We start from the raw sequence: 16,607 nt of genomic DNA on the forward strand, positions 1-16,607 counted from the left end.
ATGCCGCATGTTTATTATAATTCGTGGATAAGTGATTATAAAAATCCATTTGGAGCTGTACAGCAAGAAGAAAAGGTTACGTTTCAGATGGATATCCATGAAAATCAAGTGATAGAAGCACAATTTATTATTCGAAAAGAAAATGGAAGTCAAGGCGAAGAAAAATATCAGATGAAGGATACAGGAGACAATCGGTTCTCCTGTATCTACACACCTCATGAAGGAAAGGGTCTGTATTTTTATTATTTTTCTGTGAAGTGGAAGGATGATCATGGCGGAGAATTAACGGCATATTGGGGAGCGTCAGCTGTCAAGGGAGAGGGCTGGCTATACCAGGAACAGCACGAGGTTATCCCCTACCAATTAACCTGTTTTGAAAAGGAAGAACAGACGCCGGATTGGTATCGCGAAGCTGTATTTTATCAGATTTTCCCGGACCGTTTTTATAACGGAAATCAAGACGGGAAGGTAAATAAACCGAAGCGGAACAGTTTTATCTATGGTGATACGCGTGATACTCCGATGTATGTACGCGGGTCTAAGGGTGAAATTCTGCGCTGGGATTTTTATGGCGGGAATTTAGAAGGAATCAGACAGAAGATACCGTATTTGAAGGATTTAGGTATCAATGCAATTTATCTGAATCCGATTTTTCAGGCAGCAAGTAATCATCGCTATGATACAGCGGATTATATGAAGGTGGATCCGATGCTCGGTGATGAAGCGTTATTCCGGGAAATCATGGAAGATCTTCATGAAGAAGGTATCCATGTTATTTTAGATGGTGTATTCAGCCATGTTGGAAGAAACAGTATCTATTTCAACTATGACGGTACTTATGGAGAAGACAAGGGAGCATACCGGAATCTGGACAGTCCGTATTATCCATGGTTCAGCTTCAGTGAATATCCTGATAAGTATGCATCCTGGTGGGGAATTGATGATCTCCCGGAAGTAGATAAGTCAAACAAAGAATTTCAAGATTATATTTACCAGGATGACAACAGTGTCATTGATAAATGGAGCAGGCTGGGTGTAGATGGATGGCGTTTGGATGTTGCGGATGAGCTTCCGGATGAATTTATTTCAGGTATTCGTCATAAGCTGGACCAATATCCGGAAAAAGTACTTATCGGCGAAGTCTGGGAGGACGCTTCGAATAAAATTGCCTATGAAAAGCGGCGACAGTATATTTTAGGAAATCATCTGCATGGCGTGATGAATTATCCATTCCGGAATACAGTGTTAGACCTGCTGCAATTGGAAAAGTCTCCACAGGAGCTTTGCCAAAGGCTGACGCAGCTTCATGAAAATTATCCAAAGGATGTTCTTTTTAATAATCTAAATAATATTGGTACACATGATACGAAACGAATTTATACATTTCTGGGAGAAGATAAGGAAAGACTGAAGCTTGCGTTGAGCTTTTTATTAATTGCCCCGGGGATTCCTTGTATTTATTATGGAGACGAAGCTGGTCTCACAGGAGAACAGGATCCAGATAATCGCAAATTCTTCCCTTGGGAGGATATGGATACAGATATTTTTAAGCATTGCCAAAAATGGATAGCTGAAAGAAAACAGAATAACACATTAAAATATGGTGATTTTGTTCTTTTCCATACGGATGATGTATTGGGAATGCTTCGTTTTACAGATGATGAATATACCATCTATATTATCAATCCCCATGATGCAGAAAAATCCTGCCATTTTGACGACCTGCAATTCTTGCGCGAGGTGCCATTAACGGATGAAGTAATAAAGGGTATTTTCAATAATTTAACAGTCCATGGCAAAAGTGATTTTTTTGTAACAGGAAAAATATAGATGAGCAAAAAAGCAGAGTGCATGGAGACGTATCGATGCATTCTGCTTTAAAGTTTATTCTTCTATCTTTTTAAAGCCCTGTTCTTCCAAGGATTCTATGGCATCTTCCAAATTTAAATTACCTTCTTCATTTTCCAAAAGCTCATTAAGTCCCGACAGCTCGGATGTGTCTACGGTAGAGAAATCAATTTTAATCGTTTCAATAAAATGATTATCCTGAAAATCGAGGTTATATTCCAAACCGTCAATTCCTTGTAAAGGTTCTGCGGTAGGGATAATTAGAGCTTCTGCATCTTCTTTTGTTTCTATGCCCCTGATACTTTCATAAGAGGTTTTGCTCATACTAGACTGCTCAACGATTTCTTCATCCTTGGTAACCAAAGTTACTTCAATAGAGTTAGCCCCTTCCTCTAATTTATACGTTACTGTTTCTTGATTTGATCCGCATGCAGCTAAAGTTATAAAGGAAATAAGCAAGAGAACAAATCCAGTCATTTTGAAGGTTTTTTTATTTCCCATTTTCGCTTCTCCTGTTCTTATGTAATTAAGCTAATCGTATCGGATTAAAACTGGAAAGTCAAAAGAGCTTTCTGTAGGTAATAGAAGGATGGTGTTAGAGCATTATTGGAAGAAAAATATAAAATATTTTTTATTGGAGTACAGAAAATAGATTGAAAGCAAAATAAAACCGTGCCACTAGGCACGGTTCAATTATATTATTCTTCTACTACTTCCAGTCCTGCATCTTCTAATTCTTTAACAGTTTCTTCTAAGCTGATATACTCATCATCTTCAATTGCTGGAAGGCTAGCACCAGGGACGCTGTTTAGCTCCTCCATATCAACAGTTGTCAAGTCAACAGAAATAGTTTGTGTAAGTTGATCTTCTCCATATTCAATCTTTATTTCGATGCCTTCTATATCTTCAAATGGCTCGAGTTCTGCACGAATTTCTTCATCCATCTTTTCAGCTTCTTCTTTTGATTCAAGCATCATAGTAGTATAAGGTATGTCTGTTTTGACAGTTTGATGTGTTACTTCATCATCTTTAGCATCGAGTGTAACTTCCATGCTCATTCCCATTTGATCCCCTTTAAGGGTAACTGTTTCTTCAGATCCACAAGCTGCCAATCCTAAAGTAGCAATCAATAAAAATAATAGTCCACTAATTCTAAAAGCTGTTTTTTTCATTATAGTCTTTTCTCCTATCCGTTTTTTACTATAGTTAGCTTATCGAATTAAACGAGCAAAGTCAAAGTGAAATTGAGAAAAAATAAAGAATTGGACTATTATCCTGCGTTGGAAGTAGCGGTTATTTGCTTTTTTTGGATGTTTGTTATGAAATTCGGGGTATTTTGAATATTATTTAGTGTAAGGTTTACAATATAGCTTATCCGTATGGCATTTAAGCATATTGGTAATCAATATGTTAAAATAGGGAAGAGTATTTCTCTATTATTCTGTTGTGAAACAGTGTGCTGCAGCACGAAGGTATTCATATTCATCAGGACGTAATTGCTGGAAATTGCAGCTACATCATATTTTGATTCTGCAAAAAAAGAAAAGAGGTACAATAATGGAAGCAAAAGAACGCAGAGAACAAATTAAGCAATATTGTCAGGAGTACGACAGCATTTATGCAAAGCTTGTGGAACCAATTAATGATATGTTAATGGACGTTGACGCTGGTATATCAGAGGAAACAACAAATAAAATACTAGAAAACTTAAAGCTTTCCAGTGAAGGAAAGAAAGAGGTCTTTGACTGTCATTTAGATGAAAGCAATAATTTCCTTAGAGACGGTATAGAGGATTTGAAAAATGGAAATCTTGGGGATGGTGCTTTACAGATATTCGGAGCAGGGCTTAATTTTGCCAGTTATGCGGCGAAGGCTTCTCAAACACAGGAAACTAATGCTCATGAAATGCTGGATGAACGGTTTAAGAAGTTAAAAACAACATTAAAATAGACAAATAATTTATTGGAATAGAGATTTTCAGGGCAGAGATAAATGCTCCCCTGAAAATCTCTATTTTTATTTTCCATTTATACAAAAATGATTTTTCTCCTTTCGATTTTTAATAAATGTGAATTTTATTAAGTTATTGTAAGTTATTTGAATGGTAGACGAAGTATCGGTGTGGATTTGGTAAATTTCTCAGTTTTACAAAAAATTTATGCTTTAATGAATTTGAATGAAGGGAGGAAGAGAATGAGCTATATCGAGTTAACAGATATTACAAAGTCTTATCATGCAGGGAAGAACATATTGGAGAAAATTAACTTCACCATAGAGAAGGGTGAATTCTTTGTCTTAGTTGGCCCTTCCGGATCAGGAAAAAGTACATTACTGCGGATGATTGCGGGACTGGAGAATGTGACAGATGGTATCTTAAAAATGAATCAAAAGATAGTCAATCATCTGCCGCCTAAAGACAGAAATCTTTCGATGGTATTTCAAAATTATGCGCTGTATCCGCATTTATCAGTGGAACAGAATATCCTGTTTGGTTTACAGGCAAAAAAGGTTTCCAAAAAAGAGCAGAAAAAAAGACTGAAAGAAACAGCTGAAATGATGGGACTATCAGACTTTTTAGATCGAAAGCCGCGCCAGCTTTCAGGCGGACAGCGTCAACGTGTTGCGTTAGCGAGAGCTGTTGTAAGTGAAGCACCGCTTTGCTTGATGGATGAGCCGTTATCCAATTTAGATGCAAAATTACGTGCGCAGATGCGTGTAGAGATTAGAAGGCTGCAAAAGCAGCTGGGATTAACACTTATTTATGTAACGCATGACCAAGTAGAGGCAATGACTATGGGGGATCGGATTATGGTCTTGAATGATGGGGAAATTCAACAAGTCGGGAAGCCTATCACGCTCTATAATGAGCCGGCAAATCTATTTGTAGCGTCCTTTATTGGCTCTCCTAAAATGAATATTGGCAAAGCAGAGGTAAAGAACACATCCTGTTTTCTTATAAATAATACATTGTCATTCCCCGTAGGACCGATACTCCAGGAGGCTTTGAAGGAGCATAAGGATATTGTAGTTGGAATCAGACCGGAGCATATTCAGCCGACAACGCATCATGAAGCAACACATTCTCTGGAAGTGGTCAATGTAGAGCAATTAGGAAATGAGACAACTCTTGCTTTTGATGTTGATGGGGAATTATGGACGGCGAAATGGCCAGGTCAGTGGGATATTATGGCAGGTCATCAGCTAAAGGTCTATATATCTGAGGAGCACCTCAGCTTCTTTGATGCACAAACGAAACAATTAGTCCGCCCGGCCAGCTTCAATAGTCAGGAGGAGGTTCAGGCTATATGACGGAGGCAGCTGCTACATTATCACAAGAGGATTATATTTTATTTGAGCAGACGAAACGGAAACATCGCTACAAGCAATTTATCAAGGGTATGCTTTTTCTCTTACCGTCTATCGTGCTCTTCTCTGTATTTTTATTCTATCCGTTACTTCGAACTATTTATTTGAGCTTCTTTCTAACAGACGCGAGCGGGGCCCCAACCGTATTTATTGGATGGGATAATTTTGTAACACTGTTTCAATCAAGTATTTTCCAGCAAAGTATAAAGTCTACATTTCTGTTTGTGCTTTATACTGTTCCGTTGACCATTGTTGTCAGTCTGTTTTTGGCAATTATTGCGAATGAGAAGCTGAGAGGAATTGGTTTTTTTCGGACGATATTTTCCTCTGGAATGGGAATCTCTGTAGCAGCGGCATCTGTATTTTGGCTGTACTTATTTCATCCGACAATCGGCTTTTTAAATATTATTCTGGATACATTTAGATTGGAGAAAATCAGCTGGCTGACAGATCCTTCCTGGGCATTGATTGCAATATCTGTGACAACGATATGGATGAATATTGGCTTTACCTTTTTGATATTGCTGGGAGGATTGCAGTCAATGGATAAATATCTATATGAAAGTGCAGATGTGGACGGTGCCGGGTATTTTTATAAATTAAGAAGAATTACCATTCCAATGCTTTCGCCTACCTTGTTTTTTGTTGTAACGGTAACGATTATTAATGCTTTTCAAACGTTTGGTCAGGTGGATATTTTAACACAGGGCGGTCCGCAAAATGCAACGAATTTTATTGTTTACTCTATTTATCGGGAGGCTTTTACAAATTATCAATTTGGTTCTGCCAGTGCGCAGGCGATTATTCTGTTCATTATTATCCTGATTATGACGATTATTCAATTTAAACTAGGAGAAAGGAAGGTTCATTACCAGTGAGAATTCCTTTAGGACGAAAAATCGTGACCTATTTTTTATTAAGTACGGCAGCTCTTCTTGTTTTTATGCCGACGCTGATGGCAGTGGTGATGAGCTTTATGACGAATCAGGATATTATGACAGGGAGCTTTCCCTCTGCTTTTTCACTTGATAATTATCGTCGGGCATTTGAACAGTTCTCGCTGATGCATTATGTAATAAACAGCTTATTTGTTTCAATTATTATCATGATTGGTCAGCTGGTTTTATCCAGCTTGGCAGCCTATGCTTTTGTCTTTTTAGAATTTAAAGGCCGGGACTTCCTGTTCTATCTTTTTATTGCAACCATGATGGTACCGTTTGAGGCTTCGATTATTCCAAACTTCCATACAATTCGCGACCTTGGCTGGATTGATCAATATACCGGACTGACGGTTCCGTTCTTTGCAATGGCTTTTGGAACATTCTTATTACGGCAGAATTTCAAACAGATTCCCAAGGAACTGCGTGAAGCTAGTCAGATTGCCGGAATGGGAGAGGTGAAGTTTTATTTAACAGTTGTCCTGCCGGTAGCGAAAACAAGCTTGATAACACTGGGAGTATATGGTTTCTTAACCTCCTGGAATATGTATTTATGGCCATTGTTAGCCACGACTAATGACAGTGTAAGAACCGTACAGATCGGTCTAAGGCAATTACAATCGCAAGAACAGATGAATGATTGGGGGATGATTATGTCAGGGGCTGTCATCGTTATTATTCCAACTCTGATTCTTTTATTTTTAGGTCAAAAAAAGCTCCAGCGTGGTTTAACAGAAGGAGCATTAAAATAGATGAATTTAATAAAGGAGTCGATTTTTTTGAAGAGAATTTTATTGTTTGTAATCCTTAGTTTGACGATGTTTATGGCTGCATGTGGTTCCAAAAATGCAGAGGGATCCGATCAAGAAACGAAAACGGAAGACGGCAAGCAGATCGTTACATTCTGGCATGCTATGAGCGGTGCATCACAAGAAGCTTTAGACAGGATTGTTGCTTCTTATAACGAATCCCAGGACGAAGTTGAGGTACGTGCTGAATTTCAAGGAACGTATGATGAAGCACTGACAAAGTTTCACAGCGTTGCAGGAACAGACAGCGCGCCGACGATGATTCAGGTCTTCGAAATAGGTACGATGTCGATGGTAAACAGTGGTCATATTGACCCGATTCAGAAATTTATTGATGAGGATGGCTATGATATGGGGCATTTAGAAGAGAATATTGTTAATTATTATAAGATAGATAACCAATTCTATTCGATGCCATTTAATTCATCTACACCAGTAATGTTCTTTAATAAAGATGCTTTTGAAGAAGCTGGGTTAGATCCAGAGAGTCCACCGCAAACATATGAAGAGGTGGAAGAAGCAAGTAAGGCTATTGTTGAGTCAAATCCTGATATGAAAGGCTTTGCGCTTCAGGCGTATGGCTGGTTATTTGAACAATTACTGGCAAGCCAAGGGGCATTATTATTGAATGAAAATAATGGACGTTCAGGAACAGCTACAGAAATTGGTTTTACAGAGGAACAGGGCAAATCTATTTTTGAATGGGTTGAGCGGATGAATGAAGACGGAACATTTGCGAACTATGGTATTAATGGCGATAATATGCTGGCCGGTTTTCTGGCAGAAGATGTATCTATGTTCCTGCAATCCTCTGCAAATTCCCGCGATTTAATTGATAATGCACCATTTGAGGTTGGTGTAGCGTTTTTACCACATCCGGAAAACACAGAGTGGGAGGGCGTTGTCATTGGCGGAGCAAGTCTTTGGATGAGTGCCGGCAAGGAGGAAGCAGAGCAAAATGCAGCATGGGATTTCATGAAGTATCTGCAATCTCCAGAAATTCAGGCGCAATGGCATACAGACACAGGGTATTTTGCTATTAACCCGGCTGCTTATGAGGAAGATTTAGTAGTAGAAATGCATGAAGAAAATCCGCAATTAAAGGTTACGGTAGAACAGCTTCAGGCAACGAAACCATCCTATGCGACACAAGGTGCTCTGATGGATATGATACCAGAAGAACGAAAAATTATTGAAATTGCATTGGAAACCGTATTTAATGGCGAAGATGTAGATAAAGCCTATAGTGCAGCGATGGAACAATTGAATAGAGCAATTGAAACAGCAAATAAAGCTCGTGGAGAATAAATGATAGAAAGTAAGATTACGTACAAAGAAAGAAGTTTTGTTTGGTGAGAGGCATTTAATTTAAATAGTTAGCAGCAGGAGTCCTGTTGAATGAATCTATATTCTATTATATCAACTCTATTTCAGGAGGGATAATTTTGACAAAAGTATATGGTCACCGAGGCATGATGGGTGTATACCCGGAAAATACATTGCTTAGTTTTGAAAAAGCACTCGAAGCTGGTGTGGATGGCTTAGAAATAGATGTACACATGACAGTGGACGGTGAATTTGCTGTGATGCATGATGCTACACTAAATCGGACAACGAATGGATTTGGAGCCATAACAGAGTATACCTTTTCAGAAATTCGGGAATTACAATGGAATCATCCCTATCTTTCATCGTTCCAGAGGTATGATAAGAGCTGGGAGGAAGAAAAAATTCCCTCATTAGCAGAAGTGCTTCAGCTGGTTAGTACGTATCCAGATGTTGCATTGAATATTGAATTAAAAACGTATGAAAATTTATATGAAAATATTGAAGAAAAATTGCTGGATTATGTTGCTAAATATCCTGATGTAAAGAATCGTGTCATCTACTCCAGCTTTCATCTGCCCACGCTGATTCGTTTACGTCATTATGATCGGGACGCCCGTCTGGCATGGATTATTAACCAGCCAATTTCTCACCCGGAGGATTATATTGATATTCTTGGGCTGGAAGCACTGCATATTGGAGTGGATACATTTTTACAGCATATTTATCATTGGAGCAAGTGGAGGAGACTACTGCGAGTATGGACTGTAAATGATAAAGATACATTAAAGCAATTACTGGATATAAAAGTAAAAGGAATCATTACAGATTATCCGGATCGTGCCATCTTTTACAGGTGTGAGCGCTATGCCATGGCGTAGAATATTACTCATTTTTGTAATTGCAATATTTATTATCTCCGGTTTTTTTGAAGCAACACCCGCTGTACCTCAGGCAACAGTCTCGTATAAGGGAGAGACATTGTATGCAAGTGCAGCGGTTAACCCTAAAGCCCCTTCCGGAGAGTTAGAAATTATCGCTCACCGTGGAGCGAATAATATGTTCAATGAACATACGCTGACAGCTTATAAACTAGCTTCAGACGCTAATGCAGATTCGCTGGAGATAGACTTACGTATGACAAAGGATAATGAACTAATTGCACTTCATGATGCAACTTTAGACCGAACAACTACAGGATCAGGTGCTCCTGAAGAGTTGACGCTTAACGAAATCAAGCAATTGGACACTATAGCGGTGTTTGGACAGGAAACCTATAAGGAAGCTGTTCCCGCTTTTGAAGAAATACTGATGACATTTGAGCAGGATCAGCATTATTATATCGAAACCCGGCTGGTAGGTGGTGAGGCAAAAATGGAAGAGCCATTAATCGACTTGCTTCAGGAGTATGATTTATTAGATTCAAAATATGTCACCTTCCAATCATTCTCAAAGAAAAGTCTTCAAAAAATGCAGGGATTTGCACCAGAAATCCGTTCAACACTTTTATATGGAACAGATAAATTTGATTTAAAGGATGCATTGAAAGCAAATGTGGATGTTATTGGAATAGAATCAAGAAATGTTACGAGGGATATTGTTGATGAACTCCATCAGCAAGGAAAAGAAATTCATGTGTTTTTTACGGATGAGCGCACGCAGCTCATTGAACAGCAGCGTGTCATGATGTATGGAGTGGATGGCATCTTTACGGATGATATTGATTTTACAAAGCGGGTTATCATGCAGTAAAAGAGGTCATTACTTATATATATATATATCCTCACAGAGTTGCCCCCCTGACTTTGTGGGGATTTTTTAATAAATATATATGAGAAAAGATAAAAATTTGCTAAAACAGCCATAAGCCGCAGGATAGGAAAAAGCGGTTTTAATGGCTGTTTTATTCATATGAAATACATTATCTTTTTCGTACAGGAATCCAAATTTCTGTTTTTGTATCATCAATACTTTTTACAATTTCCGGAGCTTCTGTAAGTTCGTAACCTGAGGTTGGAAACCAGTCTGTGTAGATTCTGCTCCACGTATTCGTTAAAGCATCAGGCATTTTTCCTTCAGCATCAAATACAGCCCATAGATGTTTGGATATTTCTAATGCAGCAAGATCATTTGGAGCGGGTTGATTTGTGACAACAGCAATATAGTATTCCAGAGCTTCTTCACTCTTCTCTGGACCATGGCATGTGTTGACAGTAATATTCAGCACACCGCTTAAGTCAGTATCCTCTCTTTCAAGTGTTTGAAGCTTTCTATAATCTGCATCAGTGAGCGTATTCCAAAGGGTTGGATTAAAATCTCCATTCTCTGGATGCATAATTTCCTTGTACCCTACAGTTTTGAAAGCATTTTTTTCCACAAAACGATATTTCATCTCAACATCTCCCTTAATCGAAAGTTGGAAGGTTATCCGTGGGTAGGCTTTGAGAGTAACTCTTGCATGCTTGACTGTACTAGGCAAGGTATGATGTAGCTCCTGAAAAGCTCTGGAGAAGGAGTCAGGGGACTGGTAACCATATTTTAAAGCTACATCAATAACCTTCTTATTATGATCCCGTAATTCCAATGCAGCTAATGTTAACCTTCGCCTGCGTACATATTCAGATAAAGGAACGCCGGAAAGAAAGGAAAACATCCGTTTGAAATGATGTTCTGAAAAGCAGGCAATCCGGGCTGCCTGCTGATAATCCAATTCTTTATCTAAATGTTCCTCGATATAGTCGATAGCAGCATTCATTGAATCAAGCGTATCCATATCGCAACCTCCCTGTATTATTAAGGATAGCAAATGAGAGCGGCAGTTACCCGACAATATATGTTCTATTTTGTCGGAGAGTCTGTTAAGCCGGTTATTACTCAGAAAATGCTTCAGAGTATTGAACGACACCACTTACCTTTTTTAACGCATTTTTTTCTAATTCCAGCGCCATAAAAGCATTATCTGGAACATCGAATGGAGCTTCGATTCCCCACAGACTGGCTGACTTAAATCCGAAGCGGGGATAGTAATCCGGATGACCAAGTACAATAACAGAAGTATATCCAGATTCTTTTGCTTTCTCTAATCCTCTGTTCATCAGCATAGACCCGATACCTTGTTTTTGATAATCTGGATGTATGGATACTGGTGCAAGGGCAAGCGATTCTGTTGCTTGATCTTTGTTTTCAATGGTTATTTTTGAAAAAAGGATTTGACCAATAATTTCATCCTGCTGGTTGACTGCGACAACAGATAACTCAGGAATGAAGGCATTAGAACTGCGGATACGCTGCACTAGAAAATGCTCCTGCTGATCACTCATTTCTTCGTTTCGAAAAGACTGTTCAATAAGTGCTTCTGTTTTTAGGTAATCCTTTGGTTGTTCTTGACGATAGATTATATTCAAATAAACTCCTCTTTCTTATATGTCATATTTTTGCTGGCGGCTTTTGAATCTATTGTACTAAATAAGAGGGAAATAATAAATAATGGAAAGGAGTCAGTCTGAAGTGAAGAATGAAAATACATTTAATGAATCTGTTCAACCTTTTTTAGATAATCTTTTATATGAGATAAAGCAGATTACAGGTAATCAATTCGTTGGCTGCTATCTGCACGGCTCCTTAGCAATGGGAAGATTTCAACCTGCAAATAGTGATATTGATTTACTGGTGGTTTTGAATAAAACATTGCGTAAACAGCAAAAACAGGAGCTGGCTGTATTATTTCTATGTCAATCCAAACAACCTTATCCGATTGAAATCAGCTTTTTATTAGAAAGCCACTTAAAGAAATGGGAGCATCCCTTTTCATATATTTTCCACTATAGCGAATTCTGGAGAGAAAGTATGGAAGTGGATAAAGAGCAAGTGATAGAGAAGAGTGAAGGGAAGGATGCAGATTTGGCTGCACATATTGCAGTTCTCTTGGATAGGGGAATTACTCTGGAAGGTCCACCAGCCGGTAGTGTATTTCCTGCAATTCCAAAAGCGGATTATATTTCATCAATACAGTCAGATTATGAAGAATGTCTGGCTGCTTATTTGGATAAACCTGTTTATGCGCTGCTGAATATGCTGCGTTTCTACTGGTATTTAAAAGAGGGCTGTATTTTATCGAAGGAGGAAGCAGGAGAAAGAGCGCTTGAGGATTGTCCAGAGAGTATGCTTACAGCCATAAAAAGCCTGCTGTATAATTATCGGGTCAAAGAAGCGGATAAGCAGAGGATAAATAAACAGAAATTAACAGCTTTAAAAAATTTAATTGATGATAAAATAAAAGAGCTTTTGAGACAGTAAAAAGGTTTTTGGTAAAAGAAAGCGTTATCACTTGTGGGATTCTCTAATTCGTTTTATGCTGAAAATATGTAAGAACCAGAATAAAAATCAGTTTCAGGAGGAGGAAAAATAAATGAATGAGCAGTATCCGGTTTTAAAAGATGCAGAGCCATTTTACTTTGAAGGAAATCGCATAGGTGTTCTCGTATCTCATGGATTTACTGGCACAACACAAAGTATGTATCCAATTGGAAAAGCTTTTGCGGAAGCAGGCTACACTGTTTACGGACCAAGGCTGCAAGGACATGGGACAGCTCCTGAAGATATGGAAAAATGTACGTATCAGGATTGGGTAAGCTCTATTGAAGAAGCATATTCCTGGCTTGAAGAAAGATGTGACACAATTTTCATGTGCGGTTTATCAATGGGTGGGACTTTAACTCTTGATGCAGCAGCAAAGCACCCTCTGGCAGGGATTATTTTAATCAACGCAGCTGTAGATATCCCTGCGATGGAAGCAGATCAAAAGGTACGATTTATGGACGCGATCGGTTCAGATATTAAAAAAGCAGGTGTAGTGGAGCTGGCTTATGATAAAACACCGGTAAAATCAATTGGAGAAATAAAGAAACTGATGAAGGCAATAAAAGCAAATTTAGGAAAAGTAACCTGTCCGGCACTAATTTTTGTTTCGGATGAAGATCATGTGGTTCCACCGGATAATGCTCAAATGATATTGGAAGGGATAGCTTCTGAGCAGAAAGAAATTATTTCTATGAAGGAGAGCTACCATGTAGCGACATTGGATAATGATCAGGGAATGATTATTGAAAAATCTCTGAATGCATTACAATCATGGATGATATAAAAGGAAAATGAAGTCAGACTTTTTTCGGCGCTTGAAGCTGGGCCGGCTTACTACTGAATGAAAAAGAAAATAATAAAAAATTTACTAGCCGTTAAAAAAGGGATGACGCCAAAATGGAGCCATCCTTTTTTGTTATCTTAAATAGTAAACGCTTCTGCATTCACAATTTAAGAAGATTGTGTTTGATTCTGTCCACCACTATTGCTCTGGTTCATTGCCTGGTCACCGCCAGAAAGCATATCCTGGATTGGTTTTGCAATGTCCTGCATGGTAGAGCTATTCATGGAATTGGAAAGCTTTTGTGACATGTTTTGAAATGAACCATTTTGCATACCCATACTTATACCATAGGCTGCAGCGCCTGCTACACCTGCAGCAATCAGTGACGTGGTCATTCCTTTTTTATTATTCATCATTAATTATCATCCCTATCCATTTAGAATGTGAATCAACAACGATACTTAGTTTGTAGTTAAAATTGAAAAATATACAATGGATTTAATTATTTATGGATATTTCTATTATAGTTTTTGTTAACAAAATGGAATTATAATGGTGAATATTATAGAAAAATATAAAAAAATAGAATATTTGTTCCTTTTATAGAGATGTGATAATATAAAATAGAGCTACCATTCGATTATCAGATTTAAATAATGAAAGGATTTGATAAGCTTGCAGATCCAAAATCCGCATGACAAAATTTTTAAAGAAACCTTTTCAAATGTGGATGTTGCTAAAGATTTTATCGAACATTTTTTACCGCCCTCCGTTCGCGAAAACCATTGATGTCATCCATTCAGCCCCCAAAAAGACAGCTTTGTCAGTCATGACCTCCAAGAATATTTCTCCGATTTATTATTCCAGACAAAAATCCATCAAAAACCCGCTTACGTATATTTTCTATTCGAGCATAAAAGCTATCATGACTACTATACCTCTCTGCAGTTACTGCGCTATATGGTTGAGATATGGGAAACCAAACGAAATAATAAAGATGAGAAGAAGCTGCCAATCATTATGCCGATTGTTCTGTATCATGGCAACATGGATTGGTACGCTAGAGCTTCGTTCAGTAATCTTTGGGAAGGGTATCAGGATTTCCCTCAGGAACTGCAGAAATACGTCCCTGATTATGAATTCTTTCTGTACGACGTATCCGATTATGAAGATGAGGATACGCAATTGAATGTATTCCTGCGAATCATACTGATGGTGTTTCGGGATATCCGTAAAAGTGATGTTCAAGTTGTATTGAATACCATTTATCGAGCTGTTGATTATCTGCGGCAATTACAGGATCAAAGAACGGCAACAAAGTACCTTGAAACGTTGTTTTATTATACTTTCCGTGTCCATCGTCATCTAACTAAAAATCAATATTATGATATAATCAATCATATAGGAAATACTTATCAAGAAGGGAGCGAATTGGCAATGACTTTAGCAGAGATTTTTCGGAATGAAGGTAAAGAAGAGGGCAAAGAAGAAGGAAGAGTAGAAGGGCAAGCAGATGCATTATCTAATACTGCCATTCGATTAATCACAAAATTTGTAGCTCCACTTTCAGAAGGTATAAAGACAAAAATATGCGAACAGGAAATAAGCACACTGGAAACCATAATAGATCATATAGATGAATTTGAAACAATAGAAGATTTCAAGCAATACTTGAAATAGAAAAACACGGGAATGGTGGTTACCTCTGAAAGTTAGATTTTCCACTCTAACTTTCAGAGGCGGTACCGATTCTCGTGTTTCTTATTTTATCTATAAAGAAGCAAGTTTCCTGCCACTCATGAAGTTTGCTGGTTTCACTTATTGAAATCAGGAAAGGATTATGCCTGCATAATCCCAGTTTTATCAGCAAAATGAATCCCTGGGTTTCGGCACCGAAAGACCGAATAATGGACGCAAATATAAGGAGAGGAAGGTACCTGCAAGTGCCATCACACCCCAAATATAACCATGGGCACTAAAGGAAGCAATGCCGCTGAAATAAGCACCGACATTACAGCCAAACGCAAGACGGGCACCATAACCCATTAAAAGACCGCCAATAATGGAAGCAGCAGTATTTCCTTTCGTGATTTTCGTAAACCGAAATAATCCTCCTGCTGCGGAAGCAATAAAAGCTCCCAAGATGACACCGAAATTAAGAGCAGTAGTTGTATCAGCAAAAATGGAAGCGTGAAGAGCTTCGGTATTTCCTGCCCAGTAGCCCCAGTTTTCTACGTTAAAGCCAAGCACCTCTGCCACTTTTGATCCCCATAGCGTAAATGCTGCTGTCACTCCCCATGGGCTGTCACGGGTAAGTAGTGTGAGCGCATTTAAAACAGCCAATGCTGCAGCTGCTGTGAAAAGAGGCCAGGAACCCCGGAAAATTCGTCTCCATCCTTTTTCGGAAGGGAGTGCCACCATTTTAGGAGGCTTCCGTTTTTTCTCAATTAAAATGGTTATCCCGGCGATAATGGCAAAAATCAGCAGAGAAACTGCCCAAGCCCCTCCGTAACCAAGTCCCGTTGATGTTGCGAGTGAGAAAGGTTCTGCTGCCGGTAAATCCTCCATCCAAAACGTGGAGTGAGCAGCGCCAATGGTCGAACCGATAATAAAAAACAGCAAAGTAATAAACATAACGGTCCGGCCGCCGCCAACTGCGTAAAGTGTACCAGAAGCACAACCGCCTCCAAGCTGCATACCAATCCCAAACATAAAGGCACCCACAATCAGGCTGATACCAATCGGTGAGATATTCCCGACAGGTGTTCCTCCGAAAAAGGAATATCCAAAGGCCAGAATAGGTGCAAATAATGTACAAGCAATCGCCAGCATAAACATATGCGCACGAAGAGACTGGCCGTTACCTACTGAAGCAAGTCTCCGGAAAGCAGAAGTGAAACCGAATCGTGCATGAAATAGTGTATATCCAAGCAGCACACCAATCAATAATAACAATGGCTGAACGATATGCTGTGTGGCTGCTAAATAAATAGTCAGAATGAATGTAGCAAGAATTCCTCCTGTAACCAGTTTTTTCTGAGGCGGATTCAGTTTTGGTGCTTCTTTTGCTGCTGGTTGTTCGGAAACGTATTGTGTCAATGTAGACATCTATAACACCTCTAATTCCTATCAGTTTAGTTTGTTATGGTTTTTTAGTTTATGCTCCTTTTGAAAAAA

The 16,607-nt window shown here is 38.7% G+C and carries 16 protein-coding genes and 1 pseudogene; 11 read left to right on the top strand and 6 right to left on the bottom strand.

The window, feature by feature from the left end; genetic code table 11:
• Positions 1 to 1,830, top strand: a complete 1,830-nt coding sequence (locus OSO01_RS04990; protein WP_147209286.1) for a glycoside hydrolase family 13 protein — start codon at positions 1 to 3, stop codon at positions 1,828 to 1,830.
• Between the two features lie 54 nt (positions 1,831 to 1,884).
• Here OSO01_RS04990 and OSO01_RS04995 read toward each other — a convergent pair whose 3' ends face one another.
• Both OSO01_RS04995 and OSO01_RS05000 read right to left on the bottom strand, forming a co-directional pair.
• Entirely contained in the window at positions 1,885 to 2,349 is a 465-nt protein-coding gene (locus tag OSO01_RS04995; protein ID WP_147209288.1) for a DUF1307 domain-containing protein, read from the bottom strand.
• Between the two features lie 197 nt (positions 2,350 to 2,546).
• Positions 2,547 to 3,020 carry a DUF1307 domain-containing protein gene (locus OSO01_RS05000; protein ID WP_147209290.1) on the bottom strand — a complete coding sequence of 158 codons (474 nt, stop codon included), beginning with the start codon at positions 3,018 to 3,020 and terminating at the stop codon, positions 2,547 to 2,549.
• Positions 3,021 to 3,405: 385 nt separating this feature from the next.
• Here OSO01_RS05000 and OSO01_RS05005 point away from each other — a divergent pair, with 385 nt between their 5' ends.
• From OSO01_RS05005 to OSO01_RS05035, 7 genes are all read left to right on the top strand, one after another.
• Entirely contained in the window at positions 3,406 to 3,798 is a 393-nt protein-coding gene (locus tag OSO01_RS05005) for a hypothetical protein (protein ID WP_147209291.1), read from the top strand.
• A gap of 243 nt (positions 3,799 to 4,041) precedes the next feature.
• On the top strand, positions 4,042 to 5,157 hold the full coding sequence (locus OSO01_RS05010) for an ABC transporter ATP-binding protein (RefSeq protein ID WP_147209293.1): 1,116 nt from the start codon (positions 4,042 to 4,044) through the stop codon (positions 5,155 to 5,157).
• Entirely contained in the window at positions 5,154 to 6,092 is a 939-nt protein-coding gene (locus OSO01_RS05015) for a carbohydrate ABC transporter permease (protein ID WP_147209294.1), read from the top strand. Before OSO01_RS05010 ends, OSO01_RS05015 begins: the two co-directional genes overlap by 4 nt.
• Positions 6,089 to 6,904 (top strand): carbohydrate ABC transporter permease, encoded by an 816-nt coding sequence (locus tag OSO01_RS05020; protein WP_246145053.1) that lies wholly within the window; start codon positions 6,089 to 6,091, stop codon positions 6,902 to 6,904. Before OSO01_RS05015 ends, OSO01_RS05020 begins: the two co-directional genes overlap by 4 nt.
• A 21-nt stretch (positions 6,905 to 6,925) precedes the next feature.
• Positions 6,926 to 8,269: an ABC transporter substrate-binding protein gene (locus tag OSO01_RS05025; RefSeq protein ID WP_246145060.1), complete on the top strand. Its 1,344-nt coding sequence runs from the start codon at positions 6,926 to 6,928 to the stop codon at positions 8,267 to 8,269.
• Between the two features lie 137 nt (positions 8,270 to 8,406).
• Positions 8,407 to 9,168 carry a glycerophosphodiester phosphodiesterase family protein gene (locus OSO01_RS05030; protein WP_246145055.1) on the top strand — a complete coding sequence of 254 codons (762 nt, stop codon included), beginning with the start codon at positions 8,407 to 8,409 and terminating at the stop codon, positions 9,166 to 9,168.
• Complete coding sequence (locus OSO01_RS05035) at positions 9,155 to 10,039, top strand: glycerophosphodiester phosphodiesterase (protein ID WP_147209296.1); 885 nt, start codon at positions 9,155 to 9,157, stop codon at positions 10,037 to 10,039. The genes OSO01_RS05030 and OSO01_RS05035 overlap by 14 nt, the downstream gene beginning before the upstream one ends.
• A 169-nt stretch (positions 10,040 to 10,208) precedes the next feature.
• Here OSO01_RS05035 and OSO01_RS05040 read toward each other — a convergent pair whose 3' ends face one another.
• Both OSO01_RS05040 and OSO01_RS05045 read right to left on the bottom strand, forming a co-directional pair.
• Positions 10,209 to 11,060 carry an AraC family transcriptional regulator gene (locus tag OSO01_RS05040; protein WP_147209297.1) on the bottom strand — a complete coding sequence of 284 codons (852 nt, stop codon included), beginning with the start codon at positions 11,058 to 11,060 and terminating at the stop codon, positions 10,209 to 10,211.
• A 97-nt stretch (positions 11,061 to 11,157) separates the two neighbouring features.
• Positions 11,158 to 11,691 carry a GNAT family N-acetyltransferase gene (locus tag OSO01_RS05045; RefSeq protein ID WP_147209298.1) on the bottom strand — a complete coding sequence of 178 codons (534 nt, stop codon included), beginning with the start codon at positions 11,689 to 11,691 and terminating at the stop codon, positions 11,158 to 11,160.
• 103 nt (positions 11,692 to 11,794) lie between these two features.
• Between OSO01_RS05045 and OSO01_RS05050 the strand changes: the two genes are divergently transcribed.
• Together OSO01_RS05050 and OSO01_RS05055 are read left to right on the top strand one after the other, a co-directional pair.
• Positions 11,795 to 12,583: an aminoglycoside adenylyltransferase domain-containing protein gene (locus OSO01_RS05050; RefSeq protein ID WP_186813563.1), complete on the top strand. Its 789-nt coding sequence runs from the start codon at positions 11,795 to 11,797 to the stop codon at positions 12,581 to 12,583.
• 112 nt (positions 12,584 to 12,695) lie between these two features.
• Positions 12,696 to 13,430, top strand: coding sequence for an alpha/beta hydrolase (locus OSO01_RS05055; RefSeq protein ID WP_147209302.1), 735 nt, complete (start codon positions 12,696 to 12,698; stop codon positions 13,428 to 13,430).
• 167 nt (positions 13,431 to 13,597) lie between these two features.
• On the opposite strand, the gene OSO01_RS05060 is transcribed toward OSO01_RS05055, so the two are convergent.
• Positions 13,598 to 13,846 carry a hypothetical protein gene (locus OSO01_RS05060; protein WP_077604723.1) on the bottom strand — a complete coding sequence of 83 codons (249 nt, stop codon included), beginning with the start codon at positions 13,844 to 13,846 and terminating at the stop codon, positions 13,598 to 13,600.
• 259 nt (positions 13,847 to 14,105) lie between these two features.
• Between OSO01_RS05060 and OSO01_RS23660 the strand changes: the two are divergent.
• Positions 14,106 to 15,110: pseudogene (locus tag OSO01_RS23660) on the top strand (Rpn family recombination-promoting nuclease/putative transposase).
• 183 nt (positions 15,111 to 15,293) lie between these two features.
• Here the strand turns inward: OSO01_RS23660 and OSO01_RS05075 are convergent.
• Positions 15,294 to 16,538 carry a YeeE/YedE family protein gene (locus OSO01_RS05075; RefSeq protein WP_147209306.1) on the bottom strand — a complete coding sequence of 415 codons (1,245 nt, stop codon included), beginning with the start codon at positions 16,536 to 16,538 and terminating at the stop codon, positions 15,294 to 15,296.
• Between the last annotated feature and the right edge of the window lie 69 nt (positions 16,539 to 16,607).

The organism is Oceanobacillus sojae, from assembly GCF_007991515.1.
GTDB lineage: Bacteria > Bacillota > Bacilli > Bacillales > Amphibacillaceae > Oceanobacillus > Oceanobacillus sojae.

Bases quoted from the DNA above. Each gene is read 5' to 3' on its own strand.
- OSO01_RS04990 (WP_147209286.1), top strand. From the start codon at position 1: ATGCCGCATGTTTATTATAATTCGTGGATAAGTGATTATAAAAATCCA.
- OSO01_RS05060 (WP_077604723.1), bottom strand. From the start codon at position 13,846: ATGATGAATAATAAAAAAGGAATGACCACGTCACTGATTGCTGCAGGT.
- OSO01_RS05015 (WP_147209294.1), top strand. From the start codon at position 5,154: ATGACGGAGGCAGCTGCTACATTATCACAAGAGGATTATATTTTATTT.
- OSO01_RS04995 (WP_147209288.1), bottom strand. From the start codon at position 2,349: ATGGGAAATAAAAAAACCTTCAAAATGACTGGATTTGTTCTCTTGCTT.
- OSO01_RS05035 (WP_147209296.1), top strand. From the start codon at position 9,155: ATGCCATGGCGTAGAATATTACTCATTTTTGTAATTGCAATATTTATT.
- OSO01_RS05010 (WP_147209293.1), top strand. From the start codon at position 4,042: ATGAGCTATATCGAGTTAACAGATATTACAAAGTCTTATCATGCAGGG.
- OSO01_RS05000 (WP_147209290.1), bottom strand. From the start codon at position 3,020: ATGAAAAAAACAGCTTTTAGAATTAGTGGACTATTATTTTTATTGATT.
- OSO01_RS05040 (WP_147209297.1), bottom strand. From the start codon at position 11,060: ATGGATACGCTTGATTCAATGAATGCTGCTATCGACTATATCGAGGAA.
- OSO01_RS05005 (WP_147209291.1), top strand. From the start codon at position 3,406: ATGGAAGCAAAAGAACGCAGAGAACAAATTAAGCAATATTGTCAGGAG.
- OSO01_RS05055 (WP_147209302.1), top strand. From the start codon at position 12,696: ATGAATGAGCAGTATCCGGTTTTAAAAGATGCAGAGCCATTTTACTTT.
- OSO01_RS05075 (WP_147209306.1), bottom strand. From the start codon at position 16,538: ATGTCTACATTGACACAATACGTTTCCGAACAACCAGCAGCAAAAGAA.